The organism is Rhizobium sp. 25PS6 (genome assembly GCF_032464655.1).
GTDB classification, from domain to species: domain Bacteria; phylum Pseudomonadota; class Alphaproteobacteria; order Rhizobiales; family Rhizobiaceae; genus Rhizobium; species Rhizobium laguerreae.
The window spans coordinates 1-16,418 of record NZ_JAWDIV010000028.1 but is presented as its reverse complement, the minus strand read 5'-3'; the positions used below and the strand labels follow the sequence as shown (position 1 = coordinate 16,418).

The following is a 16,418-nucleotide window of genomic DNA, read 5'->3' as shown; positions in this document are numbered from 1 at the left end:
CGGCCCGGCAATCGCCAGTCAACCGCCTGTTCAGTATATTCACCAGCATTTAGCCTGTATGTTGCATCTGGTCTTCCCTTCGACATGGATGGTGTCGTTGTGGGTCTGGTTGAATGATACGGGGAGAGCTGTCACATGCCCAAGATCGGGAGCAAGCTGCATGAGTTGCGCCGTCGCCGCAATTTGAGTGCTCGAGAACTGGCCGCCCGTTCAGGGATATCTCATTCAACAATTTCCCTTATTGAACGAGATCGGATGAGCCCCTCGATTGATACGCTCAGCGCGGTGCTCGAAGCCTTGGGCACGACAATGCCTGGCTTCTTCTCCGATTTGCAGTCGACCCTTCCATACTCTCCGTTCTACGCGTCTGTTGACCTGGCCGAGATTGGAAAGGTCGATACAATTTCATATAGGGTTATCGGACTGGATCATCCAAACCGACAGTTGTTGATGTTGCACGAGCGCTATGCGCCCGGCGCTGATACAGGCGAGGAGTTTTCACACGCCGCGCAGGAGGCTGGCATGGTGCTATCGGGGAAGGTGGAGGTCACGGTTGGAGATCAGAAACGAGTGCTGCAACCGGGTGACGGATACTATTTCGACAGCCGGCTGCCTCACCGCTTTCGCAACGTCGATGACCGACAGAGCGAAATCCTCAGCGCGATCACGCCGCCCACCTACTAGTCTCGGACCTCCAAACAGATGGTGAGAATAATAACCAGAGTGGTCAGGGCTGCTTCCCAAATGCTTGAAACGTGATTTCCTATTGGGCAGTCCAGAACTCAGGGAAATGACCGTTCAAGGCTGAAGCTACGTACGCTTAAGGCGTCCGCTCTGCCAAACAGGCGCGTACCCTTACACTGCTTGAGTGGGAGCCTTAGTCAAGGAGGAAGAAAGCATGAATACATCAGTACTTGCCATCGCCATCAGTACCGCGCTGGGCTGGTCAGTAGTGGCAACATCCGCCTGGGCACAAACTGTGCCTGAAAACCTAAACGGAACTGGAGAGGTCGTTGTTACATCTGGAGGTGGCGCTTGGGAGGCTGCTCAACGCAAAGCCTTCTTTGAGCCGTTCACTCGTGACACGGGGATCAAAGTTGTCGTCGTGCCGCAAGACGACGGCAAGATGTTGGCTTCAATTAAACTGGGTCAACCGGCCGCAGACATAACTGAGATAAATGGAGGTTCGTTACCTACCTGGGTCAATAAATCCGCAGCTGAAGAAATTGACTACAGCCTCTTCGGGAAGGATACACTGAATGGTATGCCCGATTATCTAAAGTCCAAGTATGGGGTCGGCGCTGTTATATTCTCGTTGAACGTAGCCTATAACACTAGGATGTTCTCTGAAGAGAATGCTCCAAGGAATTGGGTAGATTTCTACAACGTTGATGCATATCCAGGTAAACGAGGCCTTCCGAAATGTGAAAGTCTGTTAAACGGGGGGCTGTTAGAAACAGCACTCTTGGGTGACGGTGTTTCGCCTCAAGCGCTTTATCCTCTCGACGTGGAGCGCGCGTTTGCGAAGATCACAAAAATGAAACCGAATGTTGGCCGTTGGTGGGTCGCTGGCGCGGACGCGCCTCAAAGCCTTGTGAGCGGTGAGGTCGATATGGCTGCTTCCTACAATGGTAGGATCATAAGTGCAAAAAAGCAGGGAGCGCCACTCGCCCTATCTTGGGAACAAGCCTTGCTGCAATATGATTACTGGGTGGTGCTGAAAGATGCACCCAACAAGGAAAATGCTTTTAAATTCCTGGCCTATATTTCCCAAGCGAAGCCCCAGGCGGCATTCTCCACAGAAATTCCGTACGGTCCAATAAATAGCGACGCATTCGCGCTACTGTCAAAGGATCTGGTTGAAGCCCTTCCGGGCGCGCCCGAGCGGAAAGGCAAAGAAATCCCGCAGAACTATGAATGGTGGGGTCAGACACAAGCTGACGGACGCACTAACTATGAGCTAGCGCTTGAGCGTTGCGTGTCAATTCTTTCCCAATGAGAGTACCTGGCACCCCTTTGGCGGATTGAGGCAAGGTTGTTTTGGAAATTCGTCGACACCTTCTCGTAGGAGGTGTCGACGCCAGGTGCCAAGTCAAACGAACCTCTACGTCATTGTATTTTTCGGCTGCAACTTCTCGTTAGTCAGGGAAAGTCCCTAACGAGATAGCGGCTTTGCTCGCGGCAGCATGTTGTTCGGGACTCATGAAATATTTGGCCCCAGAGCGGTGATAGAGATTGATCTATTGATTTCTTGAAGAAGCCATTCCTGAAACTCCACTGCGAGCCCTAGCGTTCGCTTCTGCTCGGGGCGAACGATATAGTACGCATTCTCCGTTTGCATTGATAGAGGGACAAACGGGGCCAGCGTGCCGGAGGCAAGCTCATCTTCAACCAAATATGTAGGGAGGAGAGCGACTCCAAGGCCCGCGACCGCAGCCGAAATGATCATGGAGAATTGATCAAATCGCGGACCCTGATACGCGCGCGGAATCCGTATGCCGTGATGGGCGGACCAGTCAGACCACAGCTTTGGTCTTGTCGTCAAGTGCAACAATTGCGCACTGCAGAAAGGGTCGTTCGTTGCCGCACGAGTCCTCTCTTGAAAAGCCGGGCTTGCAACAGGCAAAACGGATTCGTTGCACAAGAACGTGGCGGTTGCACCTGCCCATGTGGGCTGCCCGAAATGAATCGCCATATCAAAATTCTCCTCGGCGAAACTGAACGGGCTCGAGCGGGACTCAACGCATATAGCAACGTCGGAATGATCGGCAATGAACCTTCCGAGCTTGGGAACAAGCCACTTGGCCCCGAAAGTCGGCAGTGTGGCAATTCGCAGGGACGAACTCATGGTTCCGGCTGCTACGGCTCCAATCATCAGCCGCTCAGACTGCACTAGAAGCTGTCTGACTTCAGGCAACAGTTTCTGTCCTGCGTCAGAAAGCACGACACGACGTTTGATGCGCTCGAATAGCCGAAGTCCAGTTTGCTGTTCAAGTTCAGCTATCTGCCTGCTAATGGCACCCTGGGTGAGATTGAGTTCTTCAGCTGCTCTGGAGAAGTTCTCGTGACGCGCAGCGCATTCGAATGCCTGCAGATTTATGATGTCCGGGATCATGGCTCTTCGCATATACATTCCAATCGCTCATTAATTTAACCGAATATCTCACAACACGGCTACGAAAATCCGGGTTACGGTGATGAAAGTGAATGATAAGCGCTAACTACAGGAATTTCCACCATGCCGGAGAAGGTTTCCGCAAGCGACATCCGGGCTTCCTTTTCGAGTGCGATGTCCGCAATGTATCGAGAAGAAGTTCCGGCATATGGCACACTCATGGAGTTGGTCGCTCGCGTGAACCAACAGGCGCTGGCCAGCGATCCGGAGCTGAAATCCCGTCTCGAAGCGACTGACAACTTGCAGCGCATTTCCGAGGAGCGGCACGGGGCCATCCGGCTCGGCACCGCAGCTGAGCTTGCAATGATGGGTCGCATCTTCGCGGTGATGGGAATGTATCCGGTCGGCTATTATGATCTGTCGACCGCGGCTGTTCCTGTTCACTCGACGGCTTTCCGGCCGGTTGGGGAAGAGGCGCTGAAGCGCAATCCCTTCCGCGTATTTACCTCGCTCCTGCGCCTCGACCTGATCGCGGACGAAGACCTGCGGCGAGAGGCGCAGGCCGTTCTTGCCGAGCGCCAGATCTTCACGCATGGTGCTGTTTCCCTGACGGAAAAGGCGGAGAGGGAAAGCGGGTTCGGAAAGGAAGATGCTGCCCGTTTCGTATCGGAAGTACTGGAGACCTTCCGCTGGCACGAAAAGGCCAATGTAGAGCTTTCCATGTACCATCGCCTTCACGACGCCCACCGATTGTTAGCGGATGTCGTTTCGTTCAAGGGGCCGCACATCAACCACCTGACGCCCCGCACCCTGGACATCGACAAGGTGCAAGCGCTTATGCCGGAATATGGCATTGCGCCCAAGGCTGTGATCGAAGGTCCGCCCACACGCAAATGCCCGATCCTTCTGCGCCAGACGTCGTTCAAGGCTCTGGAAGAGCCAGTTTCTTTCCAGGATGGCAAGGGGGGCTGGCAGGCTGCCACCCATACGGCCCGCTTCGGCGAGATCGAGCAGCGCGGCGTCGCATTGACTCCGAATGGCCGCGCCCTTTACGACAAGCTGCTGAACGACACTCGCAAGATCGTACGTCCGGCCGCCGATGGCTCCAATGCCGCAGCTTATGCGGCCGCACTTGCCGATACGTTCAAGGCTTTTCCAGATGATTGGGCGTCAATCCGCTCCAAGGGTCTCGGTTACTTCACTTATGCAGTGACCGAAAAGGTTGGGCGTACGGCGTCGGTCGATCTCGATACGTTGATCGCCGAAGGCTTTATCCGCTTCGATCCCATCGTCTATGAAGACTTTCTGCCCGTCAGTGCGGCCGGAATCTTCCAGTCAAATCTGGGCGACGGTGCTCAGCAGGAATTCGAAGCGAGCCCGAACCAGGTGCGATTCGCAGCTGGCCTCGGAGCACAAGTTTTGAACGAATTCGATCACTACGAAGGCATCGAAAAGGCGTCGATCGAAGCCTGCCTTAATGCGATTCAGAAGCGTTCTGCCGCCGAGTGACCGGCCGAACCAACCGTTTTCCGGAGTTTCCATAGATGAACAATGTTCCTGTAAATCTCTCCCTCAAGGCGGAAGCTGCTTCCATTCTGAACCGCCTCGACGTGGATAAAGCCGCCTACACTGGCGGGAACCTTAGCTCCTTCTCTCCCGTCACAGGCGAGCAGACCGGCAGTCTGAAAACAGTGTCTGCAACTGAAGCAGTTCAGATTGTCGATCGCGCAGATGTTGCATTCCGCGCATGGCGTCTGGTGCCTGCGCCGAAGCGTGGGGAACTGGTACGACTGTTTGGTGAGGAACTGCGCGCTGCCAAGGCCGATCTGGGCCGTCTCGTGTCCATCGAGGCAGGCAAGATCCCCTCCGAAGGCCTGGGCGAAGTACAGGAAATGATCGATATCTGCGATTTCGCGGTAGGCCTGTCTCGTCAGTTGTATGGTCTGACCATCGCCACGGAGCGCCCCGGTCACCGGATGATGGAAACCTGGCATCCGCTCGGTGTCATAGGGATCATCTCCGCCTTCAACTTCCCAATTGCCGTCTGGGCCTGGAACGCGGCTCTGGCGCTGGTTTGCGGCAACAGCGTCGTCTGGAAACCTTCCGAAAAAACACCCCTGACCGCGCTTGCCGCGCAGGGCATCCTCGAGCGCGCCCTGAAGCGCTTCGGCGATGCACCAGCTAATCTTGCGCAAGTGCTCATCGGCGATCGCACCGCAGGCGAAGTCTTGATCGATCACCCGAAAGTGCCGCTGGTCTCGGCAACTGGTTCTACCCGGATGGGCCGCGAGGTCGGTCCGCGTCTTGCCAAGCGTTTCGCCCGGGCCATTCTCGAACTGGGCGGCAACAATGGCGGTATCGTTTGTCCCTCCGCGGATCTCGACATGGCACTGCGTGCCATTGCCTTCGGCGCAATGGGCACGGCCGGCCAGCGCTGCACCACGCTGCGCCGCCTCTTCGTTCATGAAAGCGTCTATGACCAGCTCGTACCGCGCTTGAAGACGGCCTATTCCAGCGTTTCCGTCGGCAACCCGCTTGACGGAAGCGCCTTGGTCGGTCCGTTGATCGACAAACTGGCTTTTGAAGCGATGCAAAGAGCAATCGCCAAAGCCAAGACCCATGGTGGTGCGGTACATGGTGGCGAGCGGTTCGACGCCGGTAGCGCGGACGCCTATTATGTGAAGCCGGCCCTGGTGGAAATGCCCGCGCATGAAGGTCCGGTGCTGGAAGAGACTTTTGCACCAATTCTTTATGTCCTAAAGTACAGCGACTTCCATACTGTTCTGGCCGACCACAATGCAGTAGGTGCCGGTCTCTCCTCGTCGATCTTCACGCTGGACATGCGCGAAGCCGAGCGTTTCCTGGCGGCGGATGGTTCAGATTGCGGCATCGCAAATGTGAATATCGGCACCTCCGGCGCTGAAATTGGCGGGGCATTCGGCGGAGAAAAAGAAACCGGCGGGGGCCGTGAGTCCGGTTCCGACGCGTGGAAGGCCTATATGCGCCGCGCCACCAACACGATCAACTATTCGAAAGCCTTGCCGCTAGCGCAGGGTGTCTCCTTCATTATTGAATAGAGCTCTACGCCATGATGATCTCAGTAGACATTGGTGAGGCGGGCTTCCGACCCGCCGCGCGGATCGCCTCTGTCGGCGTTTCGAAAATCCTGCAAATTGGCGCCAAAGCCGCAGCGATGAAGGGAGAGGGCTTCCCCGTCATCATTCTCGGCGCGGGCGAGCCGAATTTCGACACACCGGACCATATCAAGCAGGCTGCGAAGGCGGCCATCGACGCAGGTGAGACCAAATATACCGCGCTTGATGGTTCGCCGGCTCTCAAGCAGGCGGCCTGCGCGAAGTTTAAGCGGGAAAACGGCATCGACTACGCCATCGACGAAGTGACCGCCGGCGCCGGCGCCAAGCAGATCCTATTCAACGCCTTCATGGCGACCATAGATCCGGGAGACGAGGTTATCATACCCACGCCCTGCTGGACCTCCTATTCCGACATTGTGGAAGTCTGCGGCGGTACATCTGTTCTGGTGCCGTGCGATGCGGCGGCCGGGTTTCGTCTTCAGGCCGAACAACTTGAGAACGCGATTACGCCAAGGACCCGCTGGGTGCTGTTGAACTCGCCGTCCAATCCGTCCGGCGCGGCCTACAGTGCGGCGGATTACCAGCCCCTGATCGATGTACTACTACGTCATCCGCATATCTGGCTGATGGTGGACGATATGTATGAGCATATCGTCTATGACGGATTTGAGTTCGTTACACCGGTGGCACTCGAACCGCGGCTCAAAGAGCGAGCGCTCACGGTAAATGGTGTGTCCAAAGCTTACGCGATGACCGGCTGGCGTATCGGCTATGCCGGTGGCCCTAAGGCGCTGATCAAGGCCATGGCGGTCATCCAAAGCCAAGCGACGTCCTGCCCGTGCTCGATCAGTCAGGCAGCTGCTATTGCCGCGCTCAACGGTCCACAAGAGTTCCTGAAGGACCGCCAGGCAAGTTTCAAGCGACGTCGCGATCTGGTGGTCGGTCGACTCAATGCCATTCCGGGTCTGGAATGCCGCACACCCGAGGGAGCATTCTATACCTTTTCGAGCTGCGCCGGTATACTGAACAAGGTCACCCCGAATGGAAAGACCATCGCCACTGATGCTGACTTTACTGATTACCTCCTGGAAGACGCACAGGTAGCTGTGGTGCCCGGTTCTGCTTTCGGTCTTTCCCCCTTCTTCCGCATTTCCTATGCGACATCGGAGGAGGAACTGGTCGAAGCGCTGAACCGCATCGAACGGGCTTGTGCGGCTCTGAAAGGATCAATTCTCCCGCCATGATTCCATGCCTCGATCGCCCAGCTTCCATCGCTGACGCTCCTGTCAGCTTCTCCGAGCGTCTGATCGAGGCGGGCTTTCGCGGCGATATTGAAACGCGGGCGGCCTCCCGCACGGTCTATGCTACGGATAACTCCATCTATCAGGTGGAGCCGCAGGCGATTGTCTTTCCCCGCGATGCGGAAGACATGCAAATCATCGCCCGCACCCTTTCGGAGCCAGCTTTCCTCACCATCGTCATCGCCCCGCGTGGTGGTGGCACAGGCACCAACGGCCAAGCTCTGACCGATGGCGTAGTCGTCGATTGTTCACGGCACATGAACCGTATTCTCGAAATCGACCCGATGCGACGTACGGCTTGCGTTGAGGCGGGCGTCGTCAAGGACCAACTCAACAGGGAGCTGAAGCCGCATGGATTATTCTTCGCGCCGGAACTTTCCACCTCGAACCGGGCGACGATCGGCGGTATGATTTCCACCGATGCCTGCGGGCAGGGCTCCTGCCTCTATGGCAAGACGTCGAACCATGTTCTGGGTCTGCGGGTCGTGCTGACGGACGGCTCGGATTTCTGGTCACGCCCGCTCGAAAACGCGGAGCTTACGGAGATATGTGCGCGCGATGACCGCATCGGTGAAGTGCATCGGATCGTGGAGCGCATCACGTGGGAAACGCAGGAGCGGGTCGCCGAGGTCTTCCCAAATCTCAACCGGTACATGACCGGCTACGATCTGGCGCATGTGCGACGACAGGACGGGTTTTTTGATCTCAACGCCGTGCTGTGCGGGTCGGAGGGAACCCTCGCCCTGATTGCTGAGGCCGAACTCAATCTCATGCCGCTTCCTGCCGAGGTGGCCCTCATCAACGTCCGTTATAGCGATTTCAATGCTGCGCTGGAAGATGCCCGCAACCTGGTTTCCCTCGGCGTCGCCTCGATCGAAACGGTTGACGAGAAAGTTCTCGATCTTGCCAAGGGCGATATTGTGTGGAACGCGATCGGCCGTTTCTTTCCCTCCGACGGGGAGCGGGCGGCAAACGGCATCAACATCGTCGAAATCTTGGCTGGCGGCCCCGACGAACTTGAGCAAAAGATCGCGGAGGTCGCTACCACGCTCGAGGCGCGGCCCGGTGCAAACCGGTTGGGATTCACGGTGGCGCGCGGCCATGCCGATGCCGAGGCGATCTGGACCATGCGCAAACGCGCGGTGGGCTTGCTCGGCAATGTCGAAGGATCGATTCGGCCGGTGCCGTTCGTCGAGGACACCGCCGTGCCGCCTGAGCATTTGGCCGCCTATATCCGCGAGTTTCGCGATCTTCTCGATAGGGCAGGCGTGTCCTACGGCATGTTCGGCCATGTCGATGCTGGAGTGCTGCATGTCCGCCCGGCTCTTGATCTGGTTCGACCGGATCACACAGCCCTGGTTCGCCAAATTAGTGATGAGGTGGTGGCGCTCACCCGCAAATATGGCGGCGTGTTATGGGGCGAGCATGGCAAGGGCGTGCGTTCGGAATATGTGCCGGAATTCTTCGGAGACCTTTACCCTTGCCTGCAGGACATCAAGCGCGGCTTCGATCCGCAAAACCGGCTCAATCCAGGCAAGATCACCAGCATCAACGGAAGACCTTTGCTGAAGATCGATGAGGTGCCGCTCCGCGGCGGTTTCGACAGGATTATTGGGCACGAAATCCGCGCCGCGTTCGACAACGCCGCCTATTGCAATGGCAATGGTGCCTGTTTCGATTTTGATGAAACCAGTCCTATGTGCCCTTCCTACAAGGCGACACGGGATCGGCGTCAATCGCCCAAAGGACGAGCATCACTCATGCGCGAATGGCTGCGAATGCTGGCCGAGAAAAATATTGATCCACGGAGAGAAGCAGAGGGTTTGCGCAAGGCCGGCAGGCTGTGGCAACTGCCACGCCGTATCGTCAATTCATTTTCCCCGGTAAACGCGGGCGATTTCTCGCATGAGGTCAAGGCGGCGATGGACAGTTGCCTCGCCTGCAAAGCCTGCGCCGGGCAATGTCCTATTAAGGTGAGTGTCCCCTCTTTCCGGGCCAAGTTTTTGGAGATCTACCATGGCCGCTATCTGCGGCCCCTCAAGGACCCGCTCGTTGCATCCATCGAAACAATGCTGCCGATGATGGCGCGTGTGCGGCCGCTATATAACCTCGTCGCAGGCACTGTGCCTGGCAAGGCACTGACGCGTCTGGCTGGGCTGACGGCACTTCCACATTTGCCCGCAGTATCGCTACCCAAGGAAGCCAGGCGGCTGGGAGTGGCCATTGCGCATGCCGAGGACCTGACACGGTTCTCCAATGCAAAACTGTCCCGGACAGTCGTATTCGTGCCGGATGTCTTCACCTCCTATTTCGATCCGGATGTCGCACTGGCGGCGATCAGCCTTGCCCGCAAGCTGGGCTATGAGCCTTTGCTTGCCGCCCCGCACATCAACGGGAAAGCGCTGCATGTGCATGGCTATCTCGGCCGCTTTGAAAGGGCGGCAAGAGGAACGTCCGTCTACCTGAAAGGGCTTACTGACCTTGGCGTAACATTAGTTGGCATTGATCCTTCAATGACGCTTGCCTTCCGCAGCGAATATAGCGCGGTGCCCGGCAAGCCCCTAGGGGCCGATGTAGCCCTGCCGCAAGAGTGGCTTGCAAATGTTCTAGCAGAGCAACCTCTAGCCAAATCCATCGAAGGTATACGTTACACGCTCATGCCCCATTGCACGGAAAGAACCAACGCGCCTGCCGCCATCGGGCAGTGGAAGGCGGTATTCGCGCAATTGGGTATTGAACTCGCAGTTGCCGAGACGGGGTGTTGCGGGATGGCGGGCACGTTTGGGCACGAGACGCGCAACAGAAGATTATCGAAAGCGCTCTATGAAATGAGTTGGAAGTCTCCAATCGCAGGCCGACAAAAAGGGGACGTTGTCATGGTCACTGGATATTCCTGCCGGTCGCAGGTCAAGACCCTTGACGCTGTTGGTCTTGAGCATCCCCTTCAAGTCATAGAACGCCTTGTCAATTTCAAAGTATAGATGCTGGCGTCGCAATCAGCGGCGAGGCGCATCTAGCTGGATGTATTTAGAGCGTTTCAGGTTTTGACGGAAGCGTATCCGGCATTGGCGAAGTAGTTGCTGCATTCGCTGGGCTCGATGGTTTTGACGGGGTGTCCGATGTGGCGCCAGGTGTCATCGATGGTTCGCTTCTGAGCCAGGCGCATCCAGTGCTTGATTTTGGCGAAAGCCCGTTCGATTGGATTGAGGTCGGGGGAGTACGGCGGCAAGTACCAGAGCCGAGCACCAGCGTTGCGGATCATCTGACGGATGGCGACCGACTTGTGGGAGCCGAGATTATCCATCACGACGATGTCGCCGGGTTTGAGCACCAGTACGAGTTGCTGCTCGACATAGGCGCGAAAGCACTCACCGTTGATCGGTCCATCGAAGACACAGGGTGCGGTGAGCCGATCGCAGCGCAACGCGCCGAGGAAAGTCAGGGTGCGCCAATGTCCGTGCGGGGCGAAGCTGCGCAGGCGTTTGCCCTTCGGCCCCCACCCTCGAAGCGGCGCCATGTTGGTCTTGATCCAGGTTTTATCGATGAAGACCAGCCGTCTTGGATCGAGGCCAGCCTGCCAGGATCGCCAGCGCTGTCGCCGTCGCGCGACGTCAGCGCGCGCCTGCTCAAGGGCGAACAGTGGTTTTTTTGAACCGCAATCCCTCACGCCGCAGGAACTGCCATACCGTATCGTGGGATACCTTCACCCCTCGCGCGGCCAGCTCTTCCTTCAACCTGTGCAGTGACACATGCGGCGTCTGGTTGATCCGCTCCACGATAAACGTCCGGTGCGGTTCCAGAACCCGCTTGCGGTGGCCGCCCATCTTCCCAGGCGCGACAGATCCGCTCGAACGATAACGCTGCGACCACTTTACCGCTGAAGACACGGCAATACCGAACCGCGCCGCAACCGACCGGCAGCTCTCACCGGCTTCGATTGCAGCAACAACACGCTCACGAAGATCATTGGAAAGAGGTCGCGTCATTCGATGCTGGCCTCCACTCCAGCCAGCATCTTGAATCACAAAACACACAAAAACGGAATCCCTGCCGATTCAACTAAATCCAGATACGCTCTAGCGGCTTAGCCGGGTGGACATGATGATCGAGGAAAGCGTTCGCTCAACGCCATCGATCATTCCGATCCCGTCGACGAGTTGATCAAGTTCCGAAATCGACGGAGCTTCGAGAACCGCAATTAGATCGAATGTGCCGCTCACCGAATGCAGTGATTTCACACCATGGATTGCCTGCAGCGAAACGCAAACCTGTGATAAGACTTTTGGCGCGAGCGTGATCATGACATGCGCTTTCGCAAGACCTGATTGATACTCATCGGACAGTCTCACGTTATATCCGGCAATGACCCCTTCACGCTCCAGGCGATCAAGTCTGGACTGAACGGTCGTTCTCGACAAACCGAGCTTTTTGGCAAGGCTCGCCACGGGCGCGCGCGCATCCTCGCCAAGCAAATCGAGCAGTTCGCGGTCTTTTTCCGTTACATTCATCAGAACCTCTGCATTCAGACTATCCAATACGGCGAAGTGCTTAAAACAAGCCAACAAAAATAGCAATGTGACCCTATGATATGGCGGGTGATCTAGTCAAACTGACAACATTCAAATCCTGAAGCGAAGGGGACTGAAATGAAGGATATAATGGTCATTGGCGCAGGTAAGATCGGTGGCGCCATCGCATTGATGCTGGCCGAAACAGGCAATTACAATGTCGTCGTAACCGATCGTGATCAGGCGCAGATCAACAAGCTCGACAAGCATCCTGCGATTTCCGGAAAAGTCGTTGATATCACCGACATCGGGGCACTCGTAGTGATGCTTCGCGGGAAGTTCGCCGTTCTGTCCGCGGCGCCCTTCAACCTGACCGGCAAAGTCGCCGAGGCTGCACTGGAAGCCTCGGTGCATTACCTTGACCTGACGGAAGATGTCGCAACGACCAAGAAGGTCGAGGAGCTCTCCGAAGGTGCAGATGTTGCTTTCATTCCCCAGTGTGGCCTCGCGCCCGGCTTTATCTCGATTGTTGCCAACGACCTTGCCAAGCGCTTTGACACGCTGGATAGCGTGCGCATGCGCGTTGGAGCCTTGCCGCAATATCCGTCGAACGCTCTGAACTACAATCTGACCTGGAGCACGGATGGTCTGATCAACGAATACATCGAGCCATGTGAGGCGATTGTTGAGGGCAAGTTCATTACAGTGCCGGCCATGGAAGAGCGCGAAGAATTCTCGCTGGATGGTGTTACCTACGAGGCATTTAACACATCTGGTGGTCTCGGCACCCTGGCCAAGACGCTGGAGGGCCGCGTTCGGACGATGAACTACCGCACGATCCGCTACCCAGGCCATCAGGCAATAATCAAGGCGCTGCTGAACGACTTCAATCTCAAGAACCGCCGGGACGTGCTCAAGGACCTGTTCGAAAATGCTCTGCCGGCCACGATGCAGGACGTGGTCGTGATCTTCGTCACCGTGTGTGGCTGGAAAGAGGGCCGCTACATGCAGGAAACCTACGCCAACAAGGTTTATTCGGGTGTCGTCGCGGGCAAAACGATGAGCGCGATCCAAATCACGACGGCCGCCGGCATCACGACGGTTCTCGACCTCCTCGCCGATGGAAAACTGCCTCAGAAGGGCTTCGTTCGGCAGGAGGAAGTCGCGCTCGCAGATTTCCTGAACAATCGCTTTGGCCAGGTTTACGATCCTGAGGCCATGCGTCTGAAGAAGGCGGTCTAGTCCCTTGTCATGACTTCAGGCGCCTGGCGTTGATGGTGTCGGGCGTGTCGCTCTGAACGCGGGCTGCGGCTCACCCCTCGCAGGGTGGGGTTGGCAACCCGCCAGTCGTTTACAACAACAGAAGGCCCCAACGAGCATTGCCCGATGAATTCCGCCAGTTTCCTTGAAAGTGTCGACCAGAACTTCCGTCATGCCATGTCATTCCTCAATCTGGGGGAGGGACTGGCTGAACGGATCATCCAATGCAACTCGACCTACACGGTTCGCTTCGGCGTGCGCCTTCGTGGTCAAATGTACAGTTTCATCGGCTGGCGATCGGTCCACAGTGAGCACTGCGAACCGGTCAAAGGCGGCATCCGCTATGCCTCGAATGCCCGACGCCGAGGAGGTCGAGGCTCTTGCCGCATTAGTGACGCTCAAGTGCTCGCTCGTCGACGTGCCATTCGGTGGCTCCAAGGGCGCACTGAAGATCGATCCGAGCGAGTGGTCGCCGCAGGAACTTGAGCGCATCACCCGCCGCTTTACCCAGGAACTGAACAAACGCTGCCTGATCGGTCCCGGTGTCAACGTTCCAGCCCCCGATATTGGCGGCACGGGCGAACGGGAAATGGCTTAGATGATGGATGAATTCCGCCGTGCCAATCCGACCGACGTCGTCAATGCTCGCGCTTGCGTCACCGGCAAGCCGCTGTCGAAGGGCGGGATCGCCGGCCGAACGGAGGCCACTGCTCGTGGCGTGCAATTCGCCATCCAGAGCTATCTTCGCGACACTCGCACGCAAGGTCTTGATGGCCGGCGCCATCTCAAAGGCGCGTCCGTTATCGTGCAAGGCTTCGGCAATGTCGGCTATCACGCCGCCAAGTTCCTATCCGAAGAGGACGGCGCACGCGTCAACGTTGTTGCTGATCGCGACGGCTACGTCGCCAACCCCGAAGGCCTTTCCATCGAAGCGCTCAAGCAGCACCAAATCGGCACCGGCAACATTCTCGGCTTTGAAGGCGCCAGGCCCTTTGCTGGCGACATGACTGAGATAGAACAGCGCTGCGACGTTCTCATCCCGGCGGCGACGGAAAATGCTATCCACGCCGAGAACGTCGAACGCATCAAGCCCCACCTCGTCGTCGAAGCGGCCAATGGTCCTGTCACCTTCGAGGCCGACAAGCTCCTCCGCTCCCGCGGCGTCACCATTCTCCCCGATCTCTATGTCAATGCCGGCGGTGTTGTCGTCAGTTACTTCGAGTGGGTCAAGAACCTGACGCATATCCCCTTCGGCCTGATGGAACGTCGTCGGCGCGAGCGACGCAACCAGACGATTGCGGCGGCGCTCGAGCGGATGACCGGCAGGGAGTTCCCCGCCGACATCCGCGACGAGTTCCTCGAACGCGGCGACGAAATAGATCTTGTCCGCTCCGGCCTCGAAGACGTCATGCGCAGCACTTGGGCACGCATCGGCGATCTTCTCGAGACACAGCCCGAACTCGGCGATTACCGGACCGCAGCCTATGTCGCTTCCATCCGGCAGGTCGCCGACACCTATGAGGCAATCGGGATTTAGTTCGGGGGCGCGGCATGCTAACAGGAGAGACGGATCAGCCGACGGCAGCGGACTTTACGGCCGAACTTCATGCGCGGCCGTCCATATATTTCGCCGGGCCGGCACTCGTCGAGCATTTCGCTCTGATGCCGGCTCAGTCGCCTGCTAGACAAACGGGCGGCTCCATATCTTTGGGCAAGCATGACACCGACCTTATAAAGACGCGTGTCGAGTATCACACAGAGTTCGTAACCGTCACACGCGTGACAATGCTCGATCACGAACCGGAACAATGGCCGGCGCCAACGCTGGTGACGTCCGACATTCTCGCAATGCTCGGTCTGCCTTCGGCATCGATTATCGGTCAGGTCAGTATCCTGGTAATGGGGCCTGCGCCGGATGAATTGGGCGACTTCCTGCCGAAATTCGGGTTTGATGTCAGCGCCGCGTCAATGATCGGAGGAGGGGCTGGCCAAGTTTGCTCCGACTTCCGGGTTCGTTCTAACGGGTGGAGCCATACGCTGCTGTTCAACAAGGATTTGAACGCCTATCGGCTTGGGCGAATGGTCCGTAGAATCTACGAGGTAGAGACCTACCGCTCGATGGCGCTGCTTGGGTTGCCACTCGCACGAAGGCTCGCGCCGCGGCTTGCCGAGTTCGATGCGCGGCTTGGAGAATTGGCAGACCGCAATCAGTCGACGCCGGCAGATCAGCACAAGAACCTGCTCAACGAGATCTCGGAGCTTTCAGCCGCCATCATCACCGCTTCGGCGGAAACTCGCAGCCGCTTCGGCGCGACTGCGGCCTATGCTAAGATCGTCGAGGAACGCATCAGCGAGCTGCGCGAGACACATGTGCCGGGCTTCCAGCGCTTTGGTGTGTTCATCACCAGGCGTTTCAAGCCAGCGGTTCGCACCTGCGAGGCCGCAGCCCATAGGCTCGAGCAGTTGTCCGGTGCCACCTTGCATCTCCTGAACCTGCTCCAAACCCGCATCCAGGTCGAGGTCGAGTTCCACAATGCAATTCAGATCAGGTCGGTGGCTGAACGGGCAGCGACGCAGGTGAAGATCCAGCGCGCGGTCGAGGGGTTCTCAATCATCGCCATCAGCTACTACCTCGTCGGTCTCATCAAAACGGCTTTCGAGGCATGTCAACATGCCGGGTGGGAATTAAGCCCGCTGCTGATGCTTGGGTCGCTCCCGCTCGTGTTCGTGACTGTGACAGCCACAGTGCTTCGCGTGAAGCGTGCACTCGCGACCCATGAATAGAACTTATTTGCATCATTCAATTGAGGGACGCGGTGCCACCAGATACCCAAATTCCAGAAAGCAAATGAAATCTTGCAAAACTACGGCCCATCGGCATCAAAGCGATCGCAGCCGCATGCAAGAGTTTTACGGCGGCCACCTGACCAAGCCGGATCCAACTGGAGCCTGACGATGCTAGTCACACGTGGTTGGCCTCAGCGTAACCACGATACGAAACGATAAGGCATCCAAACCCGGGTGCCCAGGGGCAAGACATGGATCTCCGTCATCTCCGCTACGTGGCAGTCGCCGATAGTAAAAGCAACACACCTGAAGCCAACCATAGGTTCCATAAACTAGATTATGCGACGACCGT

The 16,418-nt window shown here is 57.3% G+C and carries 11 protein-coding genes and 1 pseudogene; 9 read left to right on the top strand and 3 right to left on the bottom strand.

What is annotated here, in order from left to right; all coding sequences use genetic code 11:
• Positions 1–135: 135 nt before the first annotated feature.
• Both RWK44_RS30800 and RWK44_RS30795 read left to right on the top strand, forming a co-directional pair.
• Positions 136–684 (top strand): cupin domain-containing protein, encoded by a 549-nt coding sequence (locus RWK44_RS30800; protein ID WP_127431669.1) that lies wholly within the window; start codon positions 136–138, stop codon positions 682–684.
• A gap of 214 nt (positions 685–898) precedes the next feature.
• Positions 899–1,999: an ABC transporter substrate-binding protein gene (locus tag RWK44_RS30795; protein ID WP_127431668.1), complete on the top strand. Its 1,101-nt coding sequence runs from the start codon at positions 899–901 to the stop codon at positions 1,997–1,999.
• A gap of 201 nt (positions 2,000–2,200) precedes the next feature.
• Here RWK44_RS30795 and RWK44_RS30790 read toward each other — a convergent pair whose 3' ends face one another.
• On the bottom strand, positions 2,201–3,133 hold the full coding sequence (locus RWK44_RS30790) for a LysR family transcriptional regulator (RefSeq protein WP_127431667.1): 933 nt from the start codon (positions 3,131–3,133) through the stop codon (positions 2,201–2,203).
• Positions 3,134–3,238: 105 nt separating this feature from the next.
• Here RWK44_RS30790 and hglS point away from each other — a divergent pair, with 105 nt between their 5' ends.
• The 4 genes from hglS to ydiJ are packed head-to-tail and all read left to right on the top strand — an operon-like array spanning position 3,239 to position 10,492.
• Positions 3,239–4,624, top strand: coding sequence for a 2-oxoadipate dioxygenase/decarboxylase HglS (gene hglS / locus RWK44_RS30785; RefSeq protein ID WP_127431666.1), 1,386 nt, complete (start codon positions 3,239–3,241; stop codon positions 4,622–4,624).
• A gap of 35 nt (positions 4,625–4,659) precedes the next feature.
• Positions 4,660–6,192, top strand: coding sequence for an L-piperidine-6-carboxylate dehydrogenase (amaB, locus tag RWK44_RS30780; protein ID WP_127431665.1), 1,533 nt, complete (start codon positions 4,660–4,662; stop codon positions 6,190–6,192).
• Positions 6,193–6,203: 11 nt separating this feature from the next.
• The gene (locus RWK44_RS30775) at positions 6,204–7,454 is read left to right on the top strand and encodes a pyridoxal phosphate-dependent aminotransferase (RefSeq protein ID WP_316029890.1); all 1,251 of its coding nucleotides are present in this window, start codon (positions 6,204–6,206) and stop codon (positions 7,452–7,454) included.
• Positions 7,451–10,492, top strand: coding sequence for a D-2-hydroxyglutarate dehydrogenase YdiJ (ydiJ, locus tag RWK44_RS30770; protein WP_127431663.1), 3,042 nt, complete (start codon positions 7,451–7,453; stop codon positions 10,490–10,492). The genes RWK44_RS30775 and ydiJ overlap by 4 nt, the downstream gene beginning before the upstream one ends.
• A gap of 56 nt (positions 10,493–10,548) precedes the next feature.
• Here ydiJ and RWK44_RS30765 read toward each other — a convergent pair.
• Both RWK44_RS30765 and RWK44_RS30760 read right to left on the bottom strand, forming a co-directional pair.
• Positions 10,549–11,497, bottom strand: a protein-coding gene (locus tag RWK44_RS30765) for an IS630 family transposase (RefSeq protein ID WP_127431662.1) whose coding sequence is annotated in 2 segments (ribosomal slippage) — positions 10,549–11,151 and positions 11,153–11,497 — 948 coding nt in all. Because the reading frame shifts where the segments join, the coding sequence is not laid out codon by codon here.
• 90 nt (positions 11,498–11,587) lie between these two features.
• The gene (locus RWK44_RS30760; RefSeq protein ID WP_127431661.1) at positions 11,588–12,019 is read right to left on the bottom strand and encodes an Lrp/AsnC family transcriptional regulator; all 432 of its coding nucleotides are present in this window, start codon (positions 12,017–12,019) and stop codon (positions 11,588–11,590) included.
• Between the two features lie 138 nt (positions 12,020–12,157).
• Here RWK44_RS30760 and RWK44_RS30755 point away from each other — a divergent pair, with 138 nt between their 5' ends.
• From RWK44_RS30755 to RWK44_RS30745, 3 genes and pseudogenes are all read left to right on the top strand, one after another.
• Positions 12,158–13,261, top strand: a complete 1,104-nt coding sequence (locus RWK44_RS30755; RefSeq protein WP_127431660.1) for a saccharopine dehydrogenase family protein — start codon at positions 12,158–12,160, stop codon at positions 13,259–13,261.
• Between the two features lie 195 nt (positions 13,262–13,456).
• Positions 13,457–14,816 (top strand): annotated as a pseudogene (locus RWK44_RS30750) (Glu/Leu/Phe/Val family dehydrogenase).
• Positions 14,817–14,830: 14 nt separating this feature from the next.
• Positions 14,831–16,063 (top strand): DUF3422 domain-containing protein, encoded by a 1,233-nt coding sequence (locus RWK44_RS30745; RefSeq protein WP_127431659.1) that lies wholly within the window; start codon positions 14,831–14,833, stop codon positions 16,061–16,063.
• The last annotated feature ends 355 nt before the right edge of the window (positions 16,064–16,418 follow it).

Coding starts and splice junctions, on each gene's coding strand:
- RWK44_RS30800 (WP_127431669.1), top strand. CDS start 136: ATGCCCAAGATCGGGAGCAAGCTGCATGAGTTGCGCCGTCGCCGCAAT.
- RWK44_RS30795 (WP_127431668.1), top strand. CDS start 899: ATGAATACATCAGTACTTGCCATCGCCATCAGTACCGCGCTGGGCTGG.
- RWK44_RS30790 (WP_127431667.1), bottom strand. CDS start 3,133: ATGTATATGCGAAGAGCCATGATCCCGGACATCATAAATCTGCAGGCA.
- hglS (WP_127431666.1), top strand. CDS start 3,239: ATGCCGGAGAAGGTTTCCGCAAGCGACATCCGGGCTTCCTTTTCGAGT.
- amaB (WP_127431665.1), top strand. CDS start 4,660: ATGAACAATGTTCCTGTAAATCTCTCCCTCAAGGCGGAAGCTGCTTCC.
- RWK44_RS30775 (WP_316029890.1), top strand. CDS start 6,204: ATGATGATCTCAGTAGACATTGGTGAGGCGGGCTTCCGACCCGCCGCG.
- ydiJ (WP_127431663.1), top strand. CDS start 7,451: ATGATTCCATGCCTCGATCGCCCAGCTTCCATCGCTGACGCTCCTGTC.
- RWK44_RS30760 (WP_127431661.1), bottom strand. CDS start 12,019: ATGAATGTAACGGAAAAAGACCGCGAACTGCTCGATTTGCTTGGCGAG.
- RWK44_RS30755 (WP_127431660.1), top strand. CDS start 12,158: ATGAAGGATATAATGGTCATTGGCGCAGGTAAGATCGGTGGCGCCATC.
- RWK44_RS30745 (WP_127431659.1), top strand. CDS start 14,831: ATGCTAACAGGAGAGACGGATCAGCCGACGGCAGCGGACTTTACGGCC.